A 19,390-nucleotide genomic window follows, 5' to 3' on the forward strand; every position below is an offset into this window, starting at 1 on the left:
GCTGGACATGACGCAACGCTTGTAAGGATTGAGTGTGAGCAGAGAACAACTTGAACAGCAGCAGATTGCGATCTATTTCATGGCCGTGCTGGTAGCGGCTGTCGGCGGCCTTTTCGCGCCTGTTGCCGGGCAGGCATTGGGTGTGCTGGTCACGCCTGCGATTGCCGTGCTCATGTACGCCATGTTTCTGCAGATCCCGTTCCTGGATTTGCGTCAGGGGCTTGGCAACAAACGCTTCCTGCTCGCGCTGCTGATCGCCAACTTCATCGTGATACCTGTACTGGTCTGGTTACTGACTCTTGGGCTGAGTGAACACCCGGCGATTTTAGTGGGGGCCTTGCTGGTGCTGCTCACGCCGTGTATCGACTATGTGGTGGTCTTTACTCACCTTGGCAAGGGTGATTCCAGATTGACCCTGGCGGCCACGCCCGTGTTGCTTCTGCTGCAACTGTTGTTACTGCCGCTGTACCTGGCGTTGATGCTGGGCAGTGCGTCATCAGTGGCGATTTCCATCAGCCCCTTTGTCGAGGCGTTCGTGGTGCTGATCGTTCTGCCTCTGGTACTTGCGGTGCTCACTGCCGCCGGGGTCAAGCGCTTTCCGGTTGTGGCGCACTGGAACAATGCCTGGGCGTGGATGCCTGTTCCGGCGATGGCCGGGGTGCTGGTCGTGGTAATGGGTTCGCAGATCACGGCGGTGGTGAGCGGCCTGGATCAGTTGCTGCCGGTCATCCCTGTCTACCTGGCGTTCATGGTGCTTGCGCCGCTGACAGGCGCGCTGGTCGCGAAGGGCTTCAGGCTGCCTGCAGCCACTGCCAGATCGGTGGCGTTCAGCACTTCGACGCGCAACTCGTTGGTGGTCTTGCCGCTGGCGCTGGCCTTGCCCGAAGGGATCAGGCAGCTGGCGGCCGCGGCCGTCATCACCCAGACGCTGATCGAGCTGGTCAGTGAGCTGATCTACATTCGCGCGATTCCGGCGTTGATCCGTGACGAGAAGCAGCGCGAGGCGGCGCAGTAACGGGTGATGTGATCAATGCGGCGTCAGTTGCTCAGCCAGTCTTGGCAGCAATTGCTCGCACGATGCTTCGATTTTCATGTCCAGCAGCTCGTCGGCGCGGGTCTTGCCGTGGTTGATGGCAATGACCGGTTTGCCCTGTTCGGCCATCGCCTTGCACAAACGGAAGGCTGACCAGGCCATCAGCGAGGTGCCTACCACCAGTAACCCTTCGGCCTGCTCGGCGCTGAGCGTGGCTTTTGCGGCGGTCGGGGCCGCGACGTTCTCGCCGAAGAACACCACGTCAGGCTTGAGGCGGTTGCCGTCGCAGTGAGGGCAATGCGGCACTTTGAAGGCGGCCTCGAAGGCGGGGTCCAGCAGTGTGTCGCCGTCGGGCGCCTGAGTGGCATGCACGCCGAGCAAATAGGGATTGTGTTCCAGCATCACGTCTTGAATCGCCGCCCGATCGTGACGTTGCTGGCAATCCAGGCACAGCACTCGATGCAGGCTGCCATGCAACTCGATAACGTCATGACTACCCGCCTGACTGTGCAGCGCGTCGACGTTCTGGGTGATCAAACCGGTGATGGCGTCATCGTTTTGCAGGCGCGCCAATGCCTGATGCGCAGCATTGGGCAGCGCCGCACGGATTCTCGGCCAGCCCAGCATGGCCCGCGCCCAATAGCGTTGGCGCGCTGCCGGGTTATTGATGAACTCCTGATACATCATCGGCTGTTTGCCGCGGCGCACGCCTTCCTTGTCACGATAGTCGGGAATGCCGGACGCAGTGCTGATGCCTGCCCCTGTGATCACCAGAAACGGCCGCTCGGCCATGTATCGTGCAAGGGCATCGAGCTGTTCGCGAACAGGGCTGGCCAGCATTTCAAACCTCGGATGGTCGGCAGATCATGGGCGGGACATTACCATCAAACGCACGGCCAGCAAGGTCAGCACGCCAGCCAGCAGACCGGACTGCAGCATCGGAAAGCGCCCATTGGCAGAGAAAAGCCGGCCCAACGAGTGCGCAAACACCCCCAGCAGCACATGAAAGATCAATGCCAGAAAGGTCAGCCAGAGGCCGAGAATCAGCAGTTGTTGCGCGATTGAACCTGCCTCCGGTTTGACGAACTGTGGCAGGAACACGATGAAGAACAGCAGCGCCTTGGGGTTGAGCAGGCTATTGAGCGTGGCGTGCCAGAACACAGCCTTCATCGAAACGCCCTGTCTGGCCGTGCCTTGGGTCAGGCTGCCGCTTCGCAGCGTTTTGTAAGCCATCCACAGCAGGTAGGCGGCGCCGCAGTAACGAATGATGTCGAATGACGGCGGCCAGGCCGCCACCAGCCCGGAAACCCCGGTGGCGGTGAGCAGTGTCAACAGGCTGTCCGCCAGCGCAATGCCCAGCGCCACGGCCAGGGCTCCACGCCAGCCATAGGCCATGGCGTGGCTCAGTGCAAACGCCATGTTCGGCCCGGGAGACAGCAGCAACAGGATGATCGCACCGCTGAAAACGGCGATGGTTTGTAGATCCGGCATCGCGAGGTTCCTTGATCGGCTTGAGGTGACTTCCTTGAGTCAACGTTAACGGAGAAGCTCGCCGGCGCTGCGGTACAGCTGGCGTGCATTAATGCGGAACACCTGATTGCTACAGCCGGACCTGCGTGGCAACCTTTGCGGCCCACTCCCGGAAAGGAATCTACACGCATGCCATCGTTCATTTTCAAGCAGGTTGACGTTTTCAGTGATCAACCGCTGCTCGGCAACCCGTTGGCCGTTGTGCTCGGTGCGGACGGTTTGAGTGATGAGCAAATGGCAGCCTTCGCTCGCTGGACGAACCTGAGCGAAACCACGTTTCTGCTCAAGCCCACCGATCCTCGCGCCGATTATCGCGTGCGCATCTTTACGACACTCGACGAGCTGCCGTTTGCAGGCCATCCGACCTTGGGCAGTTGCCATGCGTGGCTGGAGAGCGGAGGTATTGCTCAAGGCGACGAAATCGTTCAAGAGTGTGGCGTAGGCCTGATCAGGATTCGTCGTGACGGCAAGCAATTGGCGTTTACCGCACCGCCATTGTTGCGTTCCGGTCCTGTGGAAACGGATCTGGTCGAGCGCGTCCGTGATGGCCTCGGCCTTGAAAAAGGCGCGATTCTGGAAGCGCGCTGGGCCGACAACGGTCCGGGTTGGCTGGTTGTCAGGTTGGCCAGTCGTGCCGACGTACTTGCCTTACAGCCGGATAACGTAAAGCTTGAGGGGCTGAAAATCGGGGTGTTCGCACCCTGGAACCCGGCAACGGAGGGCGACGAAGCGCAGTTTGAAGTGCGCGCTTTCGTGCCAGGAGACGGTATGGCCGAAGATCCGGTGACGGGCAGCCTCAACGCCGCTATTGCGCTTTGGGTGCTGGAGGACGGGCTTGCGGCGGACAGCTATGTCGCCAGTCAGGGTGCTGCGATAGGCCGCAAGGGGCGGGTGCACGTCAAACGCCTGGGCGATGATGTGTGGGTGGGAGGGGCGACGGTGACGTGCATTGACGGGCGGGTTTCGATTTGAAAAAACCTTGAACCGGCAGGTATCGGTGCGGGTGTCCGTGAAGAGGCAGGTACATCCGACAAATATTCAGGGACTGGAAGACGGTATTCGCGGACAAGTCCGCTCCCACAAGGTCTCGAACGGCGTCTAACCCATTGATGAAACTGGGTGAACTGGCCCCTTCGCGGACAAGTCCCACTGACTGAAACCGGTTTTCAATCCGTGGGAGTGGACTTGTCCACGAAGACTGACTTTCAGGCGCAATATTTCGACTGAATGTACCAACCCCTTCGCGGGCAAACCGAGCGCCGCCCGGTCCGCTCCCACGACCGGTGTTCAATCCCGATGCGCAATCTTCTTGCCGCGTCGGGCGGCAATGTCGTTGGCCTGACCGTCACGCTGTTTGCCGGTTCGCGCCTGGGTGATCAGCGCCGGAATCAAGGGACCCTCTGGCAGATTCTTCCAGAAGCGTGAGGGGAAATGACCCTCCATGACCTCGGGATTGAGCCGTGCCGGGTTGAAGATGTGGCTGTAATAGGTCAGCCACAGCTCGCCATGCGGGTCGTCGACCTGTCGCGCCATTGTCTTCCAGGCTTCTGGGCAGCGACGCTCGTGAATCAGTTGTTTGCCATCGTAATAAACCCCGTCCTGGGGCGTTGCGATCATCCAGCGGTGCTGACCCATGCGGCCGATGAAGTGTTCACTGGCACTGTGCAGGATGTCGTGGGCCGGTTCATGCCAGGCCACGTACTCCGGGCGCATCAGTTGATCCGACTGCTCAGGCGCAGGCAGCGCCACGAAACGCAGAAAAGCATGCAGGTGATGCGCTTCTCGGCTGATGGACTTGAGTCGCCGATGCAATTCACTGCCCAGCTTGTCGCCCGCCATCATTGCCGTGCGGTCGCCGTGACTGACACGCCATAAAACCTCATACAGCAAGCTCCAGCGCTGTTCGCCACGATAGCGTGAGGCGCTTTCCAGCAGATGCAGCAGCTCAAGCGGAACGCGTGCCTGAAAAGGGCCTTGCTGGCTCGGACACTCTTCGTCGCTGCCAAACAGGTCGGCGGCATCGGGAGACTTCCAGCTAACACGGCTGGGGTCTATTCCATGACTCAACAGCCAGCGCGCCTGCTGTCGCCAGGTGTCGAACAGGTCATCGCAATCCAGGCAGATCATCCCCACAGCCCCATCTGCTGGGGCTGCGGCCGGTCACGCAACTGATGGTGCAGGAACTCGCTGGTGGTCTCGGCCTGAGGCGGATGGTAGTCACTGGTGATGATGAACGGCTTGGCCTTGGCCAGCACACAGCGCATGCGGGTCAGGTCTTCATAGCGGATGCGCCGTTGCCGACGCAGCTCCACGAGTCGCTGTGTCGTGCGAATGCCAATACCGGGCACGCGTGCGATCAGTGCCGGGTCGGCGTTGTTGAGATCCAGCGGGAACACTTGCCGGTTGCCCAGCGCCCAGGCCAGTTTCGGATCGATGTCCAGCGCCAGATCACCCGGGCCATTGAGCAATTCGCCCGCAGTAAAACCATAGCCGCGCAGCAGGAAGTCCGCCTGATACAACCGGTGCTCGCGCATCAACGGCGGGGCGGCCAACGGCACGCTGTTCGGGCTGTTGGGGATCGGGCTGAACGCCGAGTAATAGACCCGACGCAGTTTGAAGTTGCTGTACAGCGACTGGGCACTGTGCAGGATGGTGCTGTCGTCCGTCGCATCGGCACCGACGATCATCTGCGTGCTCTGCCCGGCAGGTGCGAACTTCGGGGCACGCGGCTCGTTACGCACGGTCTGCTCGCCGGTATAGATGGTCTGCATGGAGCGCTTGATCGAGGCGACGTCCTTTTCCGGTGCCAGCGTCTGCAGGCTCGCGTCGGTCGGCAGTTCGATGTTTACGCTCAGACGATCGGCGTAGCGACCGGCCTGGGCGATCAGTGCGGGATCGGCGTCAGGAATGGTCTTGAGGTGAATGTAACCCCGGAATTCGTGGACCTCGCGCAGCAGGCGGGCGACCTCGACCAGTTGTTCCATGGTGTAGTCCGCCGAACGAATGATGCCGGAGCTGAGGAACAGCCCGCTGACGCAATTGCGGCGATAGAAATCCAGGGTCAGGGTGACCACTTCCTCAGGTGTGAAGCGGGCTCGGGGCACGTCGCTGGAACGGCGATTGACGCAATATTGGCAGTCGTACAGGCAGAAGTTGGTGAGCAGAATCTTCAGCAGCGAAACACAACGCCCGTCAGGCGTGTAGCTGTGGCAAATGCCCATACCGTTGGTGGAGCCGAGGCCGGATTTATCCTGCGAACTGCGTTTGGGTGCTCCGCTGCTCGCGCATGACGCATCGTACTTGGCGGCGTCCGCCAGAATGCTGAGCTTGTCGATGAGCTGCATGGAATACCCCTTTACTGTTTGCATGTACAGTATCGGGTTGCAGGTCAACTCTCAAGTCACTCGACAGCAAGCAGACCGAAGGTCGCTCGGCATCTGCCCAATGATGGCAAATGTAAATGTTATTTTATAACGGTTTATAACGAGGCTATGTAATACTGTAACGAATAGTTTCAGGTTGATTTTTTGTGAAGACATCCCAGCCTCCTTCAATCGCACATTCGGTTCTGGCCCAGTCAGCCTGGAAACGCATTGTGTTCTGCCTGTTCGTGCTCGCCTTGTTGTGGCTGGCCGTCGCCTGGTCGGTGGACATTCCGTGAGTGCCGCCATTGCGCTGGAAAACCTCACGGTCGCGTATGAGCGCCGTCCTGCCGTGCATCACATCAGCGGGCGGTTCGAAGCGGGGAGTCTGACCGCCATTGTCGGTCCCAATGGTGCAGGCAAATCCACCCTGATCAAGGCCATTGCCGGGACCATGAAACCTGCGCAGGGCCGTGTTGATCGCGGTCGTCTGGCGACCCGTACTATCGGTTATCTGCCCCAGGCCGCCGAGATCGACCGCGGTTTTCCGCTCAGCGTTGCCGACACCGTGGCCATGGGCGCCTGGCACAGCATCGGGCCTTTTCGCAGTCTGACGCGCAAGCATGCCGACCTGACTCGGCAGGCGCTGCTGACGGTCGGGCTGGAAGGCTTTGAAGCGCGCAGCATCGGCTCGTTATCGTCCGGGCAGTTCCAGCGGGTGCTGTTTGCGCGGCTGCTGCTCCAGGATGCGTCAGTGATTCTGCTCGACGAACCGTTTACCGCCATCGATGCGCGCACCACCCGCGATCTGCTGGAACTGGTGCGTGTCTGGCACGGCCAGGGCCGGACCGTGATCGCGGTGCTTCACGACATTGATCAGGTGCGTCAGCATTTTCCGCAGACCTTGTTGATGGCCCGCGAAGCCATCGCCTGGGGCGATACATCCGAGGTGCTGAGCGTCGCGAACCTGCGCAAGGCGCGCAACATGGCCGAGTACTGGAGCGTCGATGAATCGATGTGCGACGTCGGGGAGGAGCGCTCATGATGCTCTATACGCTCATCATTGAGCCCTTTGTCGAATTCGGCTTCATGCGCCGCGCGCTGGTGGCGTGTCTTGCGCTGGGCATTGGCTCCGGTCCGGTCGGCGTGTTGTTGATGCTGCGGCGCATGAGCCTGGTGGGTGATGCCATGAGCCATGCCGTGCTGCCGGGCGCTGCGGTCGGTTTCATGGTGGCGGGCCTTTCACTGCCTGCCATGGGCTTTGGCGGTTTGATCGCGGGGCTTGCGGTGGCTTTGTTGTCCGGTCTTGTCAGCCGACTCACCGCATTGCGCGAGGACGCCAGTTTTGCCAGCTTCTACCTGACCTCTCTGGCGGCAGGCGTGTTGATCGTTTCGCTGCATGGCTCAAGCGTCGACCTGCTGCACGTGCTGTTTGGCACCATCCTGGCCATCGACAGCGCTTCTATCTACATGGTCGGCGGCATCGCTTCGTTCACCTTGATGCTGCTGGCTGTGATCTATCGCCCGCTGGTGCTTGAGTGTTTCGATCCGGGCTTTCTGCGGGCTGTCGGCGGACGCGGATCGCTTTATCACGTGCTTTTTCTGTTGCTGGTGGTGTTGAACCTGGTAGCGGGCTTTCAGGCGCTGGGCACTTTGATGGCCGTCGGGATGATGATGCTGCCGGCGACGGCGGCGCGTTTCTGGGCCAGTTCGTTGAGCGCACTGATGCTGATCTCGACCCTGCTGGCCACTCTGGCAGGCTTGATTGGCTTGATCGTGTCCTACCACTTCGGCGTCGCCTCGGGGCCAGCCATTGTCCTGACTGCCAGTGCGTTCTACATGTTTTCTCTGCTGTTCGGGCGTACGGGCATCCTGCGCCGACTGTTTCCCAAACCTCACCTGGCTCACTGAAAAAGGTATGTCATGAAACGATTGATGTTATTGAGTTCAATGGCTGCGCTGGCGTTGTCGGCCTTTGCGTCCATCGCCCAGGCCAAGCCGCTTGAAGCGGTCGCGTCCTTTACGGTGATCGCCGACATGGTGAGCACCGTCGGTGGTGATCGGGTGCATGTCAAATCGCTGATTGGCCCCAATGGCGACCCGCACGTCTACGAGCCGACGCCGACGGATGCGCAAGCGCTGAAGAACGCTGACCTCACCTTCGTCAGCGGCCTGCATCTGGAAGGCTGGATGGATCGTCTCATCAAGGCATCGGGCTACAAGGGCCAGCCGGTTGTGCTGTCCGACGGCATCAAGACCCGCAGCATGGATGAGGATGGCAAGCGCATCACCGACCCTCATGCGTGGAACAGCGCCGCCAATGGCGTGATCTACGTGCGTAATATCGTGACTGCGCTGAAGAAGGCCGACCCTGAGGGCGCAGGTGTTTACCAAGCCAATGGCGACCGTTACATCGCTCAGTTGCAGGCGCTGGATCAGTATGCCCGCGACCAGGTCAAGGCGATTCCAAAAGCCAACCGCAAGATCCTCACCTCGCATGATGCGTTCGGCTATTTCGGCGATGCCTACGGCGTAACTTTCCTGTCGCCGCTTGGCTTTTCCACTGAGTCGGAAGCCTCGGCGGCAGACGTTTCGAAACTGATCCGTCAGATCAAGGCCGAGCACGTCAGCGCTTATTTCTTCGAGAACTCGGGTGATCCGCGCCTGGTCAAGCAGATTGCCGAGGCCAGCGGCGCCCAGCCTGGTGGTGAGTTGTACGTAGAGGCGTTGTCGCCAGCAGACGGTCCGGCTGCGACCTACGCACAGATGTTTCGCTACAACGTAGACACCCTGGTGGCCGCGATGAAGAAGCATCAGTAATCACGATCAATCCTCAGCGGGGTGTAGCAGGTCGAGGCTATCCAGTCGCCATACGCCTCGCTCGCGTTCAGGTAAGCGGCAACCTGAACGCGACCGTTTCCCTTGCCCCGTCAGGCGCTGTATTGCAGGCGACGTCGTCCTGTACGTCGCCTGCAAGCGTAATCATCCAGAACGCATTGAACCCTTCAGTTGTAATGCCTTCGGTTTTGCCTGTGTCGATGAAGTCGTCGAGCGACAGCCATTCCAGCACGGCGTTGTAATGTCCGACGAGGGTGTACAGAGGCTGAGGCTGTTGCGGTGTCGCCCGGTCGGCGAACACCAGGCCAGACAAATAGTGGGGAAGGGCGGGTAAGCGATAAGGGTCAATCTGAGCAGACATGTCGTCATCCTCTCTGTTCGGAGGGTGGAGGGAATGTCGTACTCCTTTACTGCGCGACCTACAGATCATAACGCGCAGCCCTTGATAGACAAGGGCTGCGCGACCGGCTGCCTCAGTTGTTGACGAATTTGAAGACGGTGGTCTGGGTGTAGGCCTTGCCGGGATCGAGTCGAGTACTCGGGAATTTCGGCTGGTTAGGCGCATCCGGGTAGTGCTGGGTTTCCAGTGTGAACGCGCCCCAGTGCGGGTACACCTTGCCGCCCTTGCCATGAATGCTGCCATCCAGGAAATTGCCGGTGTAGAGCTGTACGCCGGGTTCGGTGGTGAACAATTGCAGCGTGCGGCCCGACTGCGGATCGGTGACTTCAGCGGCCAGCTTCTTCACGTCGCCCTTGGTGTCGAGTACCCAGTTGAAATCAAAGCCGCCTTGCTTGGGTTCGGCATATTTGAGCTGCTGGTTGTCTTCCTTGATGTGCCGACCAAAGGCGGTGGGCTTGAGGAAGTCCATGGGTGTGCCCTTGACGGCGGGCAGCTCGCCAGTCGGAATCAGTTTGTCGTTGACCGGCGTGTAGTGCGAGGCGTGCAACGTGGCGACCTGCTTGAGAATATCGCCGCTGCCTGCGCCCGCCAGATTGAAGTAGCTGTGGTTGGTCAGGTTCAGCACGGTGGGTTTATCCGTGGTGGCACGGTAGTCGATCTTCAGCTCGTTCTTCTCGTTCAGGCTGTAGGTGACTTCGGTGGTCAGCGTACCGGGAAAACCCATTTCGCCGTCGGGGGAGACATAGGTCAGCTTCACGCCGACCGACTCACCGGTCTTGGCCTCCTCAGCTTTCCAGAGCCGTTTGTCGAAGCCTTGATTGCCACCGTGCAGCGCGTTGGTCTTGTCGTTGAGCGGCACCTGATAGGTTTTGCCGTCCAGGGTGAACTTGCCGCCTGCCAGGCGATTACCGAACCGACCGATGGTGGCGCCAAAGTACACCGTACCGTTGTTCTGGTAGCCCTGCACATCGTCGAAGCCCAGCACGATGTCTTCCACCTTGCCCGCTTTATCCGGGACCAGCAGCGATTGCAGGGTAGCGCCGTAGGTAATGATGCTGGCTTGTACGCCGTGGCTGTTGCGCAGGGTGTACTTCTCGACCGCCGTGCCATCTGGCAGTTGCCCGAAGTTGCTGTGTTCGCTGGAAAGCGTTGCGCCGTGCGCGGTCAAGGTGCTGATCATGAGAGACAGTCCAAGGGTGCTGAGAAGAGCATGCTTTTTCATCTTATCTACCCACTTTTATTTTTATTGGTAAGACTATTTGATCGGCTTTTTATCCGATGGAAGGATTTATAGCCCAAAAAATGCTGCTTGAAAAATTAATTGTAATACTATTTAGTAATGCAGGCGTTGCGTTTGCCGAGGGGTGATCATCAGCCGGTTTGACAGCCATTGGTATGATGATTAGCCTCGGCTGACTGAATCGCCAGGCGGGGCATCGGGACATGAGCAGTAATTTCCACGCATCGACGGTGGATTGGCTGGGTGCCTGGATTGCAGCAGGCAATGTGTTGCCGGGGCAGACACTGAAAGTGGAAGCCGCGCTGTGCGAGGAGCTGGGTGTCAGCCGCACGGTGCTGCGGGAAGCAATCAAGACGTTGGTGGCCAAAGGGCTGCTGGAGGTCGGTCCCAAGGTCGGGACGCGCGTGTTGCCGTTGCGTTCGTGGAACCTGTTCGACCCACAGGTCGTGGGTTGGCTGGCGCGCAAGGGGCTTCCTGAGGCGTTCGTCAAGGATCTGCTGGATCTGCGCAGAACCATCGAACCGATGGCCGTGCGTTGGGCGTGCGAACGGGCTTCGGCACAACAGATTGAAGAGATTCGTGAAGCGTATCGCCTGCTGGAGGCATCGGTGACCGATAAGGGTGATTACAACCTGGCGGACCGGCGTTTTCATGAGGCGGTGCTGGCGGCCAGTCATAACCGGTTCATCGAGCAAATGTTGCCGGCCCTGGGGGCGTTACTGGCCGTATCGTTTGAAGTGACCTCGGGGATGCCGGGCCAGTTGGGCAAGACCCTGCCATTGCACAGGGAGCTGGCCGAGGCCATCGCCACTCGCGATGCGGGGCGTGGGGTGTGGGCCTGCATGAGCCTGATCGAGCAGGCGGCGGAGGTGATCGACACCTACTTTGCACGCCAGAAGGGCGCCTCTGACGACGCGTTGTGAACACCAGAAATGCTGTTGCGATGATTGCATCACCCTGAAAAGTACCTTTTACAACAATAACAAAGGACATTTTCATGAACTGGCTGCCCGTCTCCGAGCACCGATTCAAGCTGGGCGAAGGCTCCTTCTGGGACGCCGAACAGCAGGCCCTCTACTGGGTCGATATCGCAGGCTTCCTGGCCTGCAGGCTCGTCAATGGCGAGTACCGGCAGTGGCGAATGCCCGAGCCGGTGTCGGCCTTCATCCCGACCGCGCAGGGCGATGCACTGGTCACACTGGCCAGCGGCGTCTATCGCCTTGATCTGAATGCCGTCAAAACTTCTCTCTCGCTGTTCTGTGTCGCGGATCCCGTGTCCGGCAACCGCGCCAATGAATCGCGCTGCGATACGCAGGGCCGTCTGTGGTTGGGCAGCATGCAGAACAATATCGATGCGCAGGGCGGCGATGTTCCGCTGGTTCGCCGGTCGGGCGGGCTGTTTCGCGTCGATCCCGATGCGCGCGTCACGCGGCTGCTTGACAGCCAGGGCATCGTCAACACCTTGCTGTGGAATGCCTCGGGGGACGTGCTGTACAGCGCCGACACCCTGGATGAAGTCATCTATCAGTATCCGATTCGGTCAGACGGCAGCCTGGGCCCGCGTCAGGTCTGGGCCGCCGGGCAGTCGCGCGGTTCTCCCGATGGCTCGGCGATGGATGCCGAGGGTTATGTCTGGAATGCGCGTTGGGGCGGAGGCTGCCTGATCCGCTTTGCACCTGACGGCAGCGTTGATCGGGAGATCGACCTGCCGGTCAGCCATCCCACCAGTTGCGTGTTCGGTGGTCCTGACCTGAAGACGTTGTACGTCACCAGCGCTATGCCTGCCGACGCTGAGGGTGAGTTCGACGGTGCAGTGTTGATGGCCGAGGTCGGCATTGAAGGCCTTGAATGCAGCCGCTTTGCGGGTTGATTCCGGCCTCTTGGTAGCGAGGTCAGGCGTAGTCGAGCGGGCTGTTCCACCTGGCGTGACATTCGGTTACATAGCGGTCATTCATAATATGGTATGACTATTGAATCGGTTTTCAGACGCATCCGCGTTTGAGAGCCGCCACCTTGCTGAACGCTGTAGCTATTCAATAAAAATAAGGAGTTAGCTATGTTGAGTCGTCACGGGATTCGTTCCCTGTGCTGTGCCGCCGTCACCACTGCCATCCTGGGCATGAGTGGTATCACTTACGCTGCCGACGAGATCAAAATCGGCTTTCTGGTCAAGCAGGCTGAAGAGCCCTGGTTTCAAACCGAGTGGGCCTTTGCCGAGAAAGCAGGCAAGGATCACGGTTTTACCGTGCTCAAGATTGCCGTGCCGGACGGTGAGAAAACCCTGGCCGCCATCGACAACCTCGCTGCCAACGGCGCCAAGGGTTTCGTGATCTGCCCGCCTGACGTCTCGCTCGGCCCGGCCATCGTGGCCAAGGCCAAGGCACTGGGTCTGAAAGTCATGGCCGTCGATGACCGCTTTGTCGACGCCAGTGGCAAATTCATGGAGGACGTGCCTTATCTGGGCATGGCCGCCTTTGAAGTCGGCCAGAAGCAGGGTGCCGCAATGGCCACCGAAGCCAAGAACCGCAAGTGGGATGAGGGTGGCTGGAAAGGCACCTACGCAATCATCAACACCTACAATGAACTGGACACTGGCAAGAAGCGCACCGACGGCTCTGTTGATGCACTGAAAAAAGCCGGTCTGCCTGAGAAAAATATCCTCTTCACCGCCCAGAAAACCCTGGATGTGCCTGGCGGCATGGACGCCACCAACTCGGCGCTGCCCAAGCTGCCGGGCGATGCGAAGAACCTGATCATTGGCGGCATGAACGACAACACCGTGCTGGGCGGTGTACGTTCTACGGCCAGCAACGGTTTCAGCCCTAAAAACGTGATCGGCATCGGCATCAACGGGACTGACGCAATCGATGAACTGAAGAAAAAGGACAGTGGCTTCTTCGGTTCGATGCTGCCTAGCCCGGACAAAGAAGGCTATAACACCGCCAAATACATGTACGACTGGGTCAAGGACGGTAAAGAGCCACCTATGTACACCGCCATGGACGACGTCACGCTGATCACGCGTGCCAACTTCAGGGAGGTGTTGACCAAGATTGGCCTGATGCCGGCGGAACAAGGAAAAGAACAAAAGTCTGCAGCCGCAAATTGATGCCGACCGCGCGATAACTTCAAGAAACAGCAAGCTGACAAAGGTCAGTCGAAGTGAACTGAAACAGGGGGCCTGAAAACAGGCCCCTAACGTGCAAGAGGTTGGTGTCATGCAACAGGCTATCGAACAACATTCCACCACCGGTGCCCTGCGCTTCAACGGCATCGGCAAGGTCTTCCCCGGCGTCAAGGCGCTGTCGGACATCAGCTTCGAAGCGCGTCCCGGCAGTGTTCATGCGCTGATGGGCGAGAACGGCGCGGGCAAATCCACGTTGCTTAAAATTCTCGGCGGCTCCTATCAGCCCAACAGCGGCACGCTGCAGATTGGCGATCAGGCTTGCCAGTTCAAATCCACCGCCGACAGCATTGCGGCAGGTGTTGCCGTGATTCACCAGGAACTGCACCTGGTGCCGGAAATGACTGTCGCCGAAAACCTGCTGTTGGGCCATATGCCGAACCGCTTCGGTTTGATCAATCGAGGCGCCATGCGGCGGCGGGCGGCTGAGTTGCTCAAGGGACTGGCTGACGAGATCGATCCCGGCACGCGTCTGGGAGACCTGTCACTCGGTCAGCGGCAACTGGTAGAAATCGCCAAGGCCATGTCGCGCAATGCCCATGTGATTGCATTCGACGAACCGACCAGCAGCCTGTCGGCGCGTGAAATCGACCGCCTGATGGCGATCATTGTGCGTTTGCGTGATGAGGGTCGGGTCATCCTTTACGTGTCGCATCGCATGGAAGAAATCTTCCGGGTTTGCGATGCAGTGACTGTTTTCAAGGATGGGCGTTTTGTCCGCACGTTCGAACAGATGGCCGATCTGGACCACGACCGCCTGGTGACCTGCATGGTCGGGCGCGACATCCAGGACATTTATAACTACCGTCCACGTCAGCACCAAGGACCGAGTCTTCGGGTAACCGGCCTTATGGGGCCTGGGCTGCAAGAACCCGTCAGTTTTGCGGTCGAGAAGGGCGAGGTGCTGGGCTTCTTCGGTCTGGTCGGCGCCGGTCGTACCGAGCTGTTTCGCCTGCTGTCCGGGCTGACCCGCAGCACAACCGGTTCGCTGCAACTGGATGGCAAACCATTGACGCTCAAATCGCCGCGTGACGCCATCGCTGCCGGCATTCTGCTCTGCCCGGAAGATCGCAAAAAGGAAGGCATCGTGCCGCTGTCCAGTGTGGCTGAAAACATCAACATCGGTGCCCGTCCTCGACACGTCAGCCTCGGCTGCCTGATTCAGGGACGCTGGGAACGCGACAACGCGAAGGGCCAGATCCAGGCGATGAACGTCAAGACGCCGTCGCCTGACCAGCAGATCATGTACCTCTCAGGTGGCAACCAGCAAAAGGCCATTCTGGGTCGCTGGCTGTCGATGCCGATGAAGGTGCTGCTGCTCGACGAGCCGACCCGCGGGATCGACATCGGTGCCAAGTCCGAGATCTATCAGATCATTCACAACCTGGCGGCCGATGGCATCGCCGTGATCGTGGTGTCCAGCGACCTGATGGAGGTGATGGGCATTTCTGACCGCATTCTGGTGATGAGCGAAGGTGCCATTACCGGTGAACTCAACCGCGACGAGGCTGAAGAGTCGCGACTCCTGCAACTGGCTCTGCCACGCACGCGCGGCTGAATAACTGGTCCCGGACCATGAACAATAAAAAAGAGGTGCGTATGTCTACCGAATCCAGCCTGCGGGCTCCCCGTCAGGGCTTGAACCTGCGACGTTTTGCCGATGAGTGGGTCATGCTGCTGGCCGCTGTTGGCATCTTCGTGCTCTGCGCGGTGTTCATCGACAACTTCATGTCGCCCTTGAACATGCGCGGCCTGGGCCTGGCGATTTCCACTGTGGGTATCGCCGCGTGCACGATGCTCTATTGCCTGGCTTCCGGCCACTTCGACCTGTCGATCGGTTCGGTTCTGGCATGCTCCGGCGTAATCGCCAGCATCGTGATCCGTGACACCGACAGCATATTCCTCGGCGTGTCCGCGGCGCTGGCCATGGGCCTGGTGGTGGGGCTGATCAACGGCATCGTGATTGCCAAGCTCAGGATCAACGCCCTGATTGCCACGCTGGCGACGATGCAGATCGTGCGTGGCCTGGCGTACATCTTCTCCAACGGCAAGGCCGTGGGCGTTTCCAACGAAGACTTCTTCGTGTTCGGCAACGGCCAGTTGTACGGCGTGCCGGTGCCGATCCTCATCACCATCGTTTGCTTCATCTTCTTCGGCTGGCTGCTCAACTACACCACCTACGGGCGCAACACGATGGCCATCGGTGGTAACCAGGAAGCTGCACTGCTGGCCGGCGTGCATGTTGATCGCACCAAGATCATCATCTTCGCCGTGCACGGTCTGATTGGCGCGCTGGCTGGTGTGGTGCTCGCCTCGCGCATGACTTCGGGCCAGCCTATGGTCGGCCAGGGTTTCGAATTGACGGTGATCTCGGCTTGCGTACTGGGCGGTGTGTCGCTCAGCGGCGGCATCGGCATGATTCGCCACGTCATTGCCGGCGTGCTGATTCTGGCGATCATCGAGAACGCAATGAACCTGAAGAACATCGACACCTTCTACCAGTATGTGATTCGCGGCACGATCCTGTTACTGGCGGTGATTATCGACCGGATGAAGCGCCGCTAGGACGCCTCAGGTCTGGTCAGAAATGCTCTTGTCAGCAAACCTGGCAAGGGCATTTTTGTGTTTCGCTCAAGCGTCGTTGTCTAGACTGGGCGTGCTGAAATCCAGAATCGCACACGTGCCCAGCGTCGGCATCGACTCCAGCGTCAGGCGCCAGTGAAAACGATCACAGATACGCCGCACCAGAAACAGCCCCAGTCCTTTTCCCGTGCCGGCCTTGGTCGACTGCCTGACCATGGTCAGGTAGCGCCGGGAGGCTTCGGCCGTGTCAAACGCCCGTTTGCAGCGGCACGGCCTCTGGTCTGGAATTCGACGCTGGAGCTGGCGGCTCAAGGGCACAGCCAGTCGATGGCCACTGAAAACTATTTTCAGCACCGCGGCTTCGATGGGGATTCGCCTGCCGATCGGGCGCGAGCAGCGGGCTACGGCGGGCGGCAGATCGGCGAGAATATCGCGGCCGGACAGAGCTCGGCGAGCAAGGCCATGGCCAGTTGGCTGGCAAGCCCCGGACACTGCGCCAATCTGATGAATCCGATGTTCACCGAGGTCGGCGTGGCTTACGCGACGGGCGCGCAGACCGACTATGGGGTTTACTGGACGATGCTGTTCGGGGCGCCTTGATGTCGGTCAGGCCTACAAGGCAGATTCAGGCAGTGCGATCTACCCAGGTGCTGGTCGGTCCCGGCGGCACTGGATGACATCTGATGCAGCGCATGGGCCTTTTTGTCTATAAGCCGACAGACAAAAAAAAGCCCCGCCAGACACGTCTGGCGGGGCTTTGCTTCAAGCGCTACAGGCCTTAAAGCGCCATGTCACTGGCCGGGTTGCTTTCACGCTTCTCTGCAGGCTTGGCAGCAGGCGCAGTAGCGGCTGTTGCCTTGTTCACAGGTGGCGGCGGGGTGAGTTGCAGGGTTTCGGCGGTGTAAGCCCATTCCTGTGCAACACGATCCGGGTTGTCGTTCAGCTTGGTGCCGTAGCTAGGCACGATCTGGCGCAGTTTTTCCTGCCAGGCCGGGGTCGCTACCTTGTCCTTGAAGACTTTCTCAAGCACGCCGAGCATGATCGGCGCTGCAGTCGACGCGCCTGGCGATGCGCCCAGCAGACCGGCGATGGAGCCGTCTTTGGAAGCAACGATTTCGGTGCCCAGTTTCAGGACGCCGCCTTTCTCTTCGTCACGCTTGATGATCTGAACGCGCTGACCGGCCTGCATCAGGCGCCAGTCTTCTTTCTTGGCGTTCGGGAAGTACTGTTGCAGAGCTGCGAAACGGTCGTCATCGGACATCATGACCTGACCTGCCAGGTACTCGATCAGTGGGTACTGAGCGACACCGACACGGGTCATTGGCCACACGTTATGCGTCGTGGTGCTGGTCAGCAGGTCAAAGTAAGAACCGTTTTTCAGGAACTTCGTGGAGAAGGTCGCGAATGGGCCAAACAGGATGACGCGCTTGCCGTCCAGAACACGGGTGTCCAGGTGCGGAACCGACATGGGTGGCGCGCCAGTGGACGCGATGCCGTACGCCTTGCCCATGTGTTGCATGGCCAGCGTAGGGTTCTCGGTCACAAGCCACGAACCGCCGACCGGGAAGCCGCCGTATTCCTTGGCTTCAGGAATGCCAGACTCTTGCAGCAGGTGCAGGGCAGCACCACCGGCGCCGATGAACAGGAACTTGGCATCGGTCTCGGTTTCGGTACCGTCTTTCAGGTTCTTGTACTTGACGCGCCAGCTGCCGTCGTCATTGCGGGTGATGTCCTGGACTTCACTCGACAGCTTCAGGCTGAAGTTGGATTTGCTCTGCAGATTGGCCACGAACTGACGAGTGATCTCGCCGAAGTTCACGTCGGTGCCAATCGGGCTCCAGGTCACGGCCAGCTTTTGCGCCGGGTCACGACCTTCCATCATCAATGGAACCCACTTCTTGATCTGCTCGTGGTCTTCGGAGTACTGCATGCCGCTGAACAGCGGGCTCGATTGCAGCGCTGCGTACCGCTTGCGCAGGAACTCGATGTTGTTGTCGCCCCACACGAAGCTCATGTGCGGTGTGGAGTTGATGAACGAACGCGGGTTCTTCAGAACGCCGGTCTTCACCTGCCAGGACCAGAACTGACGCGAAATCTGGAAGGCTTCGTTGATTTCGATGGCCTTGGAGATGTCGACGTTGCCGTTCTTGTCTTCCGGGGTGTAGTTCAGCTCGGCCAGGGCAGAGTGACCGGTACCGGCGTTGTTCCAGCCGTTGGAGCTTTCTTCGGCCACGCCATCAAGGCGCTCGACCATTTCCATCGACCAGCCCGGCTCCAGCTCATTGAGCCAGACGCCCAGGGTGGCGCTCATGATGCCGCCGCCGACGAGCAATACGTCAACTTTCTTGGTTTCGGCGGAGTGCGCGGGCATCATCCCGAGCGACATCGCCAGACCCAGAAGGGCCGTGTTCACTTTCTTCAACATGCTGTAATCCATTTGATAAATGCCATCCGCCGACTGCTTCTGAGGGTCCGGGTCTGCGCAGGCCGCAACACATGCGACAAACGCCCGCACCATCAGGGGCTAGAGGTGGACATACAAGGCCAATACAATACTGCTCAAGACCTCACTTTATGTCCTACTGCGCTGGCTTCTTATCGTCATTGGATTCAGCGTCATGAAGCGACATGTGCTAATGGGTGCAGCGCAACGTTGGGGACCGGGTCCCTTTCACGTGCGTAATGCGCACCTGTTCAGCCTGTTCACGGAGTCTTGGACGCCGCATTGGACCATGGAGACACGCTCTGAGGCGTTTTTTGTGCTCGCAGGGTACGGCACGCCATGGTGCCATATCGGCAAGACGCGGCATTTTCGCACACTGTGTACCTCTGGCGCGAGTTGCGATCTGCATATCTGCCGTCACCGCGCCGAGCAGGCCTCTGCGACACCTGTCTCCACCGTTATCGCCCGATACCCTCACACCTTTAGCGACAGCCTGCGCATGGCCGAAATACGGTACTCGTTAGCGCGACGGTCAGGTTCAACGTGCGCTGTTCTGATTGATGAGCGCAATTCATGACTTCAAGTAACGGGCGCCGGCTAATCGCGGTCCTGATCGGCTGATAAGGTCCCGGAGTCTGGCCATTGCACACGGCAGTCGCGCCCGCGGGCCGCTCACCTGCACACATGTAGCAACATCTGCACGGGCGTCGCTTCGACTGAATCGTTGAACTTTCCGGGTGCTGGCCAGTTAAACACTTATCTGAACCGTGATGCCAA

Annotated in this window: 18 protein-coding genes and 2 pseudogenes; 12 read left to right on the forward strand and 8 right to left on the reverse strand. The window is 59.6% G+C overall.

The features are described 5' to 3' along the window. Window positions 1-34: 34 nt before the first annotated feature. Window positions 35-1,015, forward strand: a complete 981-nt coding sequence (locus BUB69_RS01440) for an arsenic resistance protein (RefSeq protein WP_073161943.1) — start codon at window positions 35-37, stop codon at window positions 1,013-1,015. A 12-nt stretch (window positions 1,016-1,027) separates the two neighbouring features. Here BUB69_RS01440 and BUB69_RS01445 read toward each other — a convergent pair whose 3' ends face one another. Both BUB69_RS01445 and BUB69_RS01450 read right to left on the reverse strand, forming a co-directional pair. Continuing rightward, window positions 1,028-1,873, reverse strand: coding sequence for an NAD-dependent protein deacetylase (locus tag BUB69_RS01445; protein WP_073161944.1), 846 nt, complete (start codon window positions 1,871-1,873; stop codon window positions 1,028-1,030). A 24-nt stretch (window positions 1,874-1,897) separates the two neighbouring features. Further along, a complete protein-coding gene (locus tag BUB69_RS01450) occupies window positions 1,898-2,524 on the reverse strand; it encodes a LysE family translocator (protein ID WP_073161945.1) in 627 nt (208 codons plus the stop codon). A 168-nt stretch (window positions 2,525-2,692) separates the two neighbouring features. Between BUB69_RS01450 and BUB69_RS01455 the strand changes: the two genes are divergently transcribed. Further along, complete coding sequence (locus tag BUB69_RS01455; RefSeq protein ID WP_073161946.1) at window positions 2,693-3,535, forward strand: PhzF family phenazine biosynthesis protein; 843 nt, start codon at window positions 2,693-2,695, stop codon at window positions 3,533-3,535. Window positions 3,536-3,850: 315 nt separating this feature from the next. Here BUB69_RS01455 and BUB69_RS01460 read toward each other — a convergent pair whose 3' ends face one another. Both BUB69_RS01460 and BUB69_RS01465 read right to left on the reverse strand, forming a co-directional pair. Next, complete coding sequence (locus BUB69_RS01460; RefSeq protein ID WP_073161947.1) at window positions 3,851-4,690, reverse strand: TIGR03915 family putative DNA repair protein; 840 nt, start codon at window positions 4,688-4,690, stop codon at window positions 3,851-3,853. Then, complete coding sequence (locus tag BUB69_RS01465) at window positions 4,687-5,907, reverse strand: putative DNA modification/repair radical SAM protein (RefSeq protein ID WP_004882143.1); 1,221 nt, start codon at window positions 5,905-5,907, stop codon at window positions 4,687-4,689. Before BUB69_RS01465 ends, BUB69_RS01460 begins: the two co-directional genes overlap by 4 nt. A gap of 185 nt (window positions 5,908-6,092) precedes the next feature. On the opposite strand from BUB69_RS01465, the gene BUB69_RS29270 reads away from it, so the two are divergent. The 4 genes from BUB69_RS29270 to BUB69_RS01480 are packed head-to-tail and all read left to right on the forward strand — an operon-like array spanning window position 6,093 to window position 8,745. After that, window positions 6,093-6,224, forward strand: a complete 132-nt coding sequence (locus BUB69_RS29270; RefSeq protein WP_281250887.1) for a hypothetical protein — start codon at window positions 6,093-6,095, stop codon at window positions 6,222-6,224. Continuing rightward, window positions 6,221-6,970 carry a metal ABC transporter ATP-binding protein gene (locus tag BUB69_RS01470; RefSeq protein WP_073161948.1) on the forward strand — a complete coding sequence of 250 codons (750 nt, stop codon included), beginning with the start codon at window positions 6,221-6,223 and terminating at the stop codon, window positions 6,968-6,970. The genes BUB69_RS29270 and BUB69_RS01470 overlap by 4 nt, the downstream gene beginning before the upstream one ends. Then, window positions 6,967-7,836 carry a metal ABC transporter permease gene (locus tag BUB69_RS01475; RefSeq protein ID WP_073161949.1) on the forward strand — a complete coding sequence of 290 codons (870 nt, stop codon included), beginning with the start codon at window positions 6,967-6,969 and terminating at the stop codon, window positions 7,834-7,836. Before BUB69_RS01470 ends, BUB69_RS01475 begins: the two co-directional genes overlap by 4 nt. A gap of 12 nt (window positions 7,837-7,848) precedes the next feature. Next, window positions 7,849-8,745, forward strand: coding sequence for a metal ABC transporter substrate-binding protein (locus BUB69_RS01480; RefSeq protein WP_073161950.1), 897 nt, complete (start codon window positions 7,849-7,851; stop codon window positions 8,743-8,745). Between the two features lie 67 nt (window positions 8,746-8,812). On the opposite strand, the gene BUB69_RS01485 is transcribed toward BUB69_RS01480, so the two are convergent. After that, on the reverse strand, window positions 8,813-9,124 hold the full coding sequence (locus tag BUB69_RS01485) for a hypothetical protein (RefSeq protein ID WP_073161951.1): 312 nt from the start codon (window positions 9,122-9,124) through the stop codon (window positions 8,813-8,815). A gap of 112 nt (window positions 9,125-9,236) precedes the next feature. Then, window positions 9,237-10,385 carry an aldose epimerase family protein gene (locus BUB69_RS01490; RefSeq protein ID WP_073161952.1) on the reverse strand — a complete coding sequence of 383 codons (1,149 nt, stop codon included), beginning with the start codon at window positions 10,383-10,385 and terminating at the stop codon, window positions 9,237-9,239. Window positions 10,386-10,606: 221 nt separating this feature from the next. Between BUB69_RS01490 and BUB69_RS01495 the strand changes: the two genes are divergently transcribed. The 5 genes from BUB69_RS01495 (at window position 10,607) to araH (ending at window position 16,152) form a co-directional block, all read left to right on the forward strand. Then, complete coding sequence (locus BUB69_RS01495) at window positions 10,607-11,326, forward strand: FadR/GntR family transcriptional regulator (protein ID WP_073161953.1); 720 nt, start codon at window positions 10,607-10,609, stop codon at window positions 11,324-11,326. 74 nt (window positions 11,327-11,400) lie between these two features. Then, a complete protein-coding gene (locus tag BUB69_RS01500) occupies window positions 11,401-12,273 on the forward strand; it encodes an SMP-30/gluconolactonase/LRE family protein (protein ID WP_073161954.1) in 873 nt (290 codons plus the stop codon). Between the two features lie 186 nt (window positions 12,274-12,459). After that, window positions 12,460-13,512 (forward strand): substrate-binding domain-containing protein, encoded by a 1,053-nt coding sequence (locus BUB69_RS01505; RefSeq protein WP_073161955.1) that lies wholly within the window; start codon window positions 12,460-12,462, stop codon window positions 13,510-13,512. A gap of 109 nt (window positions 13,513-13,621) precedes the next feature. After that, on the forward strand, window positions 13,622-15,145 hold the full coding sequence (gene araG, locus BUB69_RS01510) for an L-arabinose ABC transporter ATP-binding protein AraG (RefSeq protein ID WP_073161956.1): 1,524 nt from the start codon (window positions 13,622-13,624) through the stop codon (window positions 15,143-15,145). Window positions 15,146-15,186: 41 nt separating this feature from the next. Then, complete coding sequence (gene araH / locus BUB69_RS01515) at window positions 15,187-16,152, forward strand: L-arabinose ABC transporter permease AraH (protein WP_024687285.1); 966 nt, start codon at window positions 15,187-15,189, stop codon at window positions 16,150-16,152. 66 nt (window positions 16,153-16,218) lie between these two features. Here the strand turns inward: araH and BUB69_RS28370 are convergent. Then, window positions 16,219-16,422: pseudogene (locus BUB69_RS28370) on the reverse strand (hypothetical protein); the annotation flags it as partial. Between BUB69_RS28370 and BUB69_RS01525 the strand changes: the two are divergent. Then, window positions 16,420-16,770 (forward strand): annotated as a pseudogene (locus BUB69_RS01525) (CAP domain-containing protein); the annotation flags it as partial. The pseudogenes BUB69_RS28370 and BUB69_RS01525 sit on opposite strands and share 3 nt — an antisense overlap. Before the next feature lie 178 nt (window positions 16,771-16,948). On the opposite strand, the gene mqo reads toward BUB69_RS01525, so the two are convergent. Then, window positions 16,949-18,595, reverse strand: a complete 1,647-nt coding sequence (gene mqo / locus BUB69_RS01530; protein ID WP_163032041.1) for a malate dehydrogenase (quinone) — start codon at window positions 18,593-18,595, stop codon at window positions 16,949-16,951. Between the last annotated feature and the right edge of the window lie 795 nt (window positions 18,596-19,390).

Source organism: Pseudomonas asturiensis (assembly GCF_900143095.1).
GTDB classification, from domain to species: Bacteria; Pseudomonadota; Gammaproteobacteria; order Pseudomonadales; family Pseudomonadaceae; genus Aquipseudomonas; species Aquipseudomonas asturiensis.